General features: G+C 62.7%; 8 protein-coding genes. 6 read left to right on the top strand and 2 right to left on the bottom strand.

Annotated elements, in window-relative coordinates; all coding sequences use genetic code 11:
* Positions 1 to 156: 156 nt before the first annotated feature.
* Positions 157 to 435: a DUF982 domain-containing protein gene (locus tag EOA36_RS27075; protein WP_127280167.1), complete on the top strand. Its 279-nt coding sequence runs from the start codon at positions 157 to 159 to the stop codon at positions 433 to 435.
* 28 nt (positions 436 to 463) lie between these two features.
* Positions 464 to 703: a DUF2188 domain-containing protein gene (locus tag EOA36_RS27070; RefSeq protein WP_127280166.1), complete on the top strand. Its 240-nt coding sequence runs from the start codon at positions 464 to 466 to the stop codon at positions 701 to 703.
* A gap of 72 nt (positions 704 to 775) precedes the next feature.
* Here EOA36_RS27070 and EOA36_RS27065 read toward each other — a convergent pair whose 3' ends face one another.
* Positions 776 to 1,132 carry a hypothetical protein gene (locus EOA36_RS27065; protein ID WP_245464481.1) on the bottom strand — a complete coding sequence of 119 codons (357 nt, stop codon included), beginning with the start codon at positions 1,130 to 1,132 and terminating at the stop codon, positions 776 to 778.
* Positions 1,116 to 2,123: an alpha/beta hydrolase gene (locus EOA36_RS27060; protein ID WP_245464480.1), complete on the bottom strand. Its 1,008-nt coding sequence runs from the start codon at positions 2,121 to 2,123 to the stop codon at positions 1,116 to 1,118. Before EOA36_RS27060 ends, EOA36_RS27065 begins: the two co-directional genes overlap by 17 nt.
* 257 nt (positions 2,124 to 2,380) lie before the next feature.
* Between EOA36_RS27060 and EOA36_RS27055 the strand changes: the two genes are divergently transcribed.
* The 4 genes from EOA36_RS27055 to EOA36_RS27040 all read left to right on the top strand — a co-directional run.
* Positions 2,381 to 3,124 carry a competence/damage-inducible protein A gene (locus tag EOA36_RS27055; RefSeq protein WP_127280164.1) on the top strand — a complete coding sequence of 248 codons (744 nt, stop codon included), beginning with the start codon at positions 2,381 to 2,383 and terminating at the stop codon, positions 3,122 to 3,124.
* Between the two features lie 81 nt (positions 3,125 to 3,205).
* The gene (locus tag EOA36_RS27050) at positions 3,206 to 4,039 is read left to right on the top strand and encodes a universal stress protein (protein ID WP_127280163.1); all 834 of its coding nucleotides are present in this window, start codon (positions 3,206 to 3,208) and stop codon (positions 4,037 to 4,039) included.
* A 116-nt stretch (positions 4,040 to 4,155) separates the two neighbouring features.
* A complete protein-coding gene (gpt, locus tag EOA36_RS27045) occupies positions 4,156 to 4,656 on the top strand; it encodes a xanthine phosphoribosyltransferase (RefSeq protein ID WP_127280162.1) in 501 nt (166 codons plus the stop codon).
* Between the two features lie 212 nt (positions 4,657 to 4,868).
* Positions 4,869 to 5,133, top strand: a 265-nt coding sequence (locus EOA36_RS27040; protein ID WP_127280161.1) for an NUDIX domain-containing protein, incomplete at its 3' end; no start/stop codon positions are given.

Genomic DNA, 5,133 nt, shown 5'->3' with positions numbered 1-5,133 from the left:
CAGAGGCATGCCCCGGGGCTGATCCGAGGGCGGATCCGGTCCGGGGCAACGCTTGCGTCACGCCGAGATCCAAAGCGCGTCACGGACTTGACGCGACCTTTGGGCGCAGGCCGAAGGCCATTTTTGCAACCAAATTGGCTGCTTTGCGTTGCGGCCATGATGGACAACAAGCCTTTTGAGACGCCCGTCGTGGTCGAGCTTGGCCATGTCGGCAAATATCGCCATATCCGCTCGACCCAGGAGGCGGCGGAGTGCCTGATGACTGTGTGGCCGCTCAATCGCGGACCTCGTCATCGAGATGCCCTCGACACTTGCCTCAAAGTGCTGGAAGGATATCGTTCGACGGCGGAAGCGCGCCGGGCACTGATCGAGGCCGCCAAGGAATCGGAAGTGCTGGTGCCCGACGACCGGCTGCCAGACGACCGGTTGCATTGAGCAGGCGGACCTTTAACTGGAGGTTTTGATGGCGAAGCTGACTTACAAGATCGTCGAGCATGACGGTGGCTGGGCCTACAAGGTCGGCGCGACCTTCTCGGAGACATTTCCCACCCGTCAGGATGCGTTGCGCGCCGCCGAGATCGCTTCGGCCGAACAACAAGTGGCGGGTTCCACCGATGGCATCCAGTATGAGGACGCCGAGGGCAAATGGCATGAGGAACTTGCCGACGGCCGCGACCGGCCTCAGACCGAAATCTCGGATTGATATCCAGCCAGGCGCCAGCCGCCGACGCCAGGAAAGATGGCGTCCGGCGGCGGGCGACAAGCCCGCGGCTGGCTATTTGCCGCAGTACTGATCGTTGATGTTGCGCTGAGCATTGGCATCGGGGCCTGGAGTGTTTGAGGCACAAGGTCCGGCCGGGCCAGGATTGCCAAGGGTATTCAATCCGGAACCATCGCCGTTGATGCTGCCGGTGGTGCTCTGGTCGACGGCAGAGGAATCATCATTGCCGAACAGCCACCAATTGTGATGGTTGGGATAGGTAGCGTCCGACGACTGGGCCATCGCCGATGTGGCGAGACCGATCGTCAGGACGGATGCTGCGAAAAGTTTTCTGTACATTGAATTACTCCGTATCTTGGCCGCCTTGGGATGCGACACGGGGTAAACCCGGCGATCAGCCGGATGGTTCATTGAAATTGTCGTGAACCCTTGGTGATGCCGCATCTGAAAAAGCACGTCGCGCGATGCGTTTGATGAAGGCAACAACCCGTTCCGGCTCGACGAATTGCGGCATGTGGCCGAGACCGTCGACGGGTTCGAAATCTAGTCCTTCGACCTTTTCCCGCATCGGCTCGCCATGGACAGCCATGCCGATGACGCGATCGGCGCCGCCGAAGAGAATGCCGGCCGGCATGGCGATCTCGCCATAGCGGCGCTCGATGTGGCCGAGATCCTCCTCGACAGCCACGACATCGGTCGATGTCGCATGGTAGTGGCCGGGCCTCAAGCCGAGCCATCCGCCTCCCCCGCTCATATAGTCGCCAGGGACGGCTTGCGGCGCGAAGATGAAGTCCATCGTCGGCCGGGCATATCTGAGGCTTGCTGGTATCGCCACGGTATAGGCCATGAACCACCGCAACAGGCGTGAAGAAATGTACAGCAGGTCAAATCCTTGGCGCGTCCTTGTCTCCAGATGCGTCAAGGGCGCCAGCAATGCGATGCCTGAAATCGCATTGGGATGTTCGACGGCCAGGGTCAACGCGATGGCGCCGCCCAGGGAATGGCCCACCACCAACGGCCTTTCCAGTCGCAGGCTTTCGATGAAGCGCCTGATGATCTCGGCCTGCTCGGGCAAGCGGCCCGTCGCTCCGCTTGCCCGCGTCGAATAGCCCGAGCCCGGACGGTCGAGCGCGATCAGCCGGTAGCCAGGACCGAAACGGCCAAACACGGTGTGCCGGAAATGATGCAGCTGGGCGCCAAGCCCATGCACGAAGACGATCGGCCGTCCCTGCCCGACATCGACATAGTGGATGCGGTTGCCGTCGATCTCGACGAATTTTCCGACCGGCGGCACCAATCTTTCCGCTTTCGCCGCGATCCACAGCGTGGCCAGCAGCAGAGAGGCAAGCACGAGGATCGCCGCCAGAAACGCCGCGCCAAACAGCCAGAGCAGAATCGACATCAGCATTCCTCACCCGGATCCGAGCCGCGCACCTTACCCGCCCGCGATGGCGCCGCAAGGATGGACAAAACAGACCGACTTGGCGAGGCGGTCGTTCACAGCCCGGGTCCGAGAACAATCAGGCTTGTTCCCGTCCAGGCCAGCCAACCACTGCAATCCAGGTGATATCCGTGTATGCCGGGTCGTCCGCCATTTGGGCGGCATTGCCGCCGCTTGTCCGCCGCGCTATTCAGACTACGCGTCTGCCGGAGCCTTCCATGCCTGAAATCGTTACTGCCGCCATGCTGGTCATCGGCGATGAGATTCTGTCCGGTCGCACCAAGGACAAGAACATCGGCCACCTCGCCGATATCATGACGGCGATCGGCATCGACCTGAAAGAGGTGCGCATCGTACCCGACGAGGAGGACGAGATCGTCGCGGCGGTGAACGCCGTGCGCGCGCGCTATACCTATGTGTTCACCACCGGCGGCATCGGTCCGACGCATGACGACATCACGGCCGATTCGATCGCCAAGGCGTTCGGCGTGCCTTGCGAATACGATGCCAAGGCCTACGCCCTGCTGGAGGCGAGCTATGCCGCGCGCGGCATCGAATACACGCAGGCCCGCAAGCGCATGGCGCGAATGCCGCGCGGCGCCGACCTTATCGACAACCCGGTGTCCGTGGCGCCCGGCTTCCGCATCGGCAACGTCCATGTCATGGCCGGCGTGCCGTCGATCTTCCAGGCCATGCTCGACAATGTCGTCCCGACCCTGAGAGCCGGCACCAAAATGCTGTCGGCCACGGTGCACTGCCCGTTCGGCGAGGGCCTTGTCGGCGGGCCATTGGGCGAGATCCAGAAAGCGCATCCGGATACGATCATCGGCTCCTACCCCAAATATGGCGACGGCAAGTTCTGGACTGAACTTGTGGTGCGTGCCCGCAGCGCGGATGCGCTTGAGGCCGCGCGCGCCGACGTCGAGGCCATAGTGGCTGGCTTCGCCGACAAGGCGAACTGATCCGGCCGGGCCGGAACCAAGAACGGGGCTGTAACGTTTCCCTGCCGCGAGGCCGGTCGCTCGCAAGATTGAGGGATCATCATGCGTTTCAAGACCATCGTTGCCATTCTGCAGAATGAACAGGACGCCGAGCGGGTGCTCGACTGCGCCATTCCGCTTGCCAGCCGCTTCGAGAGCCATCTGATCGGCATCCATGCCGAGGCGCTCCCGGTGCCCTACACGTCGGCGACGGGCTTTCCCGATACGGAGTTCCTGCAGGTTTCCGCCGACATGAATCGGGAGCGGGCAGACAAGCTCCAGGCTGTCTTCCTCGGGCGGGTCGAGGATTCCGGCCTCTCCTTCGAATGGCGCAGCCTGGAGAGCTTCTCCGGCGACAGCGCGCTGACCGGCATTTCAAGCGTGCGCGCCGCCGATCTCATCATCGCCGCCCAACGCGAGACCGGCGGCGATCCGAGCGCGGACGTCGATACGCTGGTCTACGATGCCGGCCGGCCGGTCCTGGTCGTGCCGCATGCCGGTCCTCTCGTCACCACCTTCAAACGCGTGCTGCTCGCCTGGAACGGCAGCAAGGAGGCCGCCCGCGCCGCCTTCGATGCCTTGCCCTTCATCATCGAGGCCGAGAAAACCGACATACTGGTCATAGATCCGCCCGATACGCTCGACGAAAGCCCGGAGGCCGCGGGCGCCGAAATCGCGTCGGCCCTGTCGCGCCACGGCGCCACCGTCAGTGTCTCGGTGCAGAAATCGGGCGGGAGTTCGGTCGACGACATGATCCAGAACAGGATCGCGGAGACCGGTGCCGATCTCCTGGTGCTTGGCGCCTACAGCCACTCCTGGCTGCGCCAGCTTCTGTTCGGCGGGGTGACACGCACGGTGCTGCGCACGGCGCAGGTAGCGACTTTCCTGTCGAGATAAGTCCACAGCGATCGCGACCGCTCTCCCTTGCCAAACCCAAGGGTTTCCAGTTAATTCCGCGCGCATTCACCTGTTTTCTCGCACGCGGCCGCCGCGTGCCGTGGAGTGCGCGAAAAATGTCCCTTCCCGAAAAAGCCTTCCCGGTCTCCTGGGACCAGTTCCATCGCGACGCCCGCGCGCTTGCCTGGCGGCTTGCCGGCACCAGCAAAGGCCAGTGGAAGGCTATCGTCTGCATTACGCGCGGTGGCCTGGTCCCGGCGGCGATCATCTCGCGCGAACTCGGCATCCGCATCATCGAGACAGTCTGTGTCGCCTCCTATCACGACTACACCAGCCAGGGACAATTGCAGGTGCTGAAGGAGATAACGCCGGCCTTGCTGGCCGACGATGGCGCCGGCGTGCTGATCATCGACGACCTGACCGACACCGGCAAGACCGCCGGCATCGTGCGGGCAATGATGCCCAAGGCCCATTTCGCGACCGTCTACGCCAAGCCCAAGGGCCGGCCGCTGGTCGATACTTTCGTCACCGAGGTCAGCCAGGACACCTGGATCTATTTTCCCTGGGACATGGGTTTCACCTATCAAAAGCCGATCGCCGACGATCACGCCGGTTGATTCGCGGCAAGCCGTTTTTTCCCCAATCAGGCCGTCGCCGGCGATAATATTTGCTTGCGCAGACTGATCCGCCGACAAGATATCCTGTGAAATCGACCTCTGTTGACGGGAATCAGCCAGCTTGACCAAAGTTTTTACTTTTATTGGTCACAATTAGCCGTAAGATTCGTGAGACGGCAAACGATTCTGGAGGCTTGGGGCTAGCTTCTCCGATGTTGACACGGCCAACCACACACAACCACCTGGCTGAGAGGGTCCGGCGACTCTTTGGTACGGCGCCGTGTCGTCTGCAGGTTGCCGCCCTGCCCTGGCGCGATGCCGGGAACGGCGTCGAGGTCATGCTGATCACCAGCCGCGATACCGGCCGCTGGGTGCTTCCAAAAGGCTGGCCGGAAGCTCGGGAGCCGCTCTGCGAAGCGGCAGCGCGCGAGGCCGCCGAGGAAGCGGGACTGCGCGGAAACATTTCCCACCTCGAAG

The organism is Mesorhizobium sp. M8A.F.Ca.ET.021.01.1.1 (assembly GCF_003998025.1).
In the GTDB taxonomy this organism is placed as follows: Bacteria; Pseudomonadota; Alphaproteobacteria; order Rhizobiales; family Rhizobiaceae; genus Mesorhizobium.
Note: the sequence above shows the minus strand (reverse complement) of the source record. Positions and strands in the feature narration are given on the sequence as shown.

Bases quoted from the DNA above. Each gene is read 5' to 3' on its own strand.
- EOA36_RS27075 (WP_127280167.1), top strand. From the start codon at position 157: ATGATGGACAACAAGCCTTTTGAGACGCCCGTCGTGGTCGAGCTTGGC.
- EOA36_RS27070 (WP_127280166.1), top strand. From the start codon at position 464: ATGGCGAAGCTGACTTACAAGATCGTCGAGCATGACGGTGGCTGGGCC.
- EOA36_RS27065 (WP_245464481.1), bottom strand. From the start codon at position 1,132: ATGAACCATCCGGCTGATCGCCGGGTTTACCCCGTGTCGCATCCCAAG.
- EOA36_RS27060 (WP_245464480.1), bottom strand. From the start codon at position 2,123: ATGTCGATTCTGCTCTGGCTGTTTGGCGCGGCGTTTCTGGCGGCGATC.
- EOA36_RS27055 (WP_127280164.1), top strand. From the start codon at position 2,381: ATGCCTGAAATCGTTACTGCCGCCATGCTGGTCATCGGCGATGAGATT.
- EOA36_RS27050 (WP_127280163.1), top strand. From the start codon at position 3,206: ATGCGTTTCAAGACCATCGTTGCCATTCTGCAGAATGAACAGGACGCC.
- gpt (WP_127280162.1), top strand. From the start codon at position 4,156: ATGTCCCTTCCCGAAAAAGCCTTCCCGGTCTCCTGGGACCAGTTCCAT.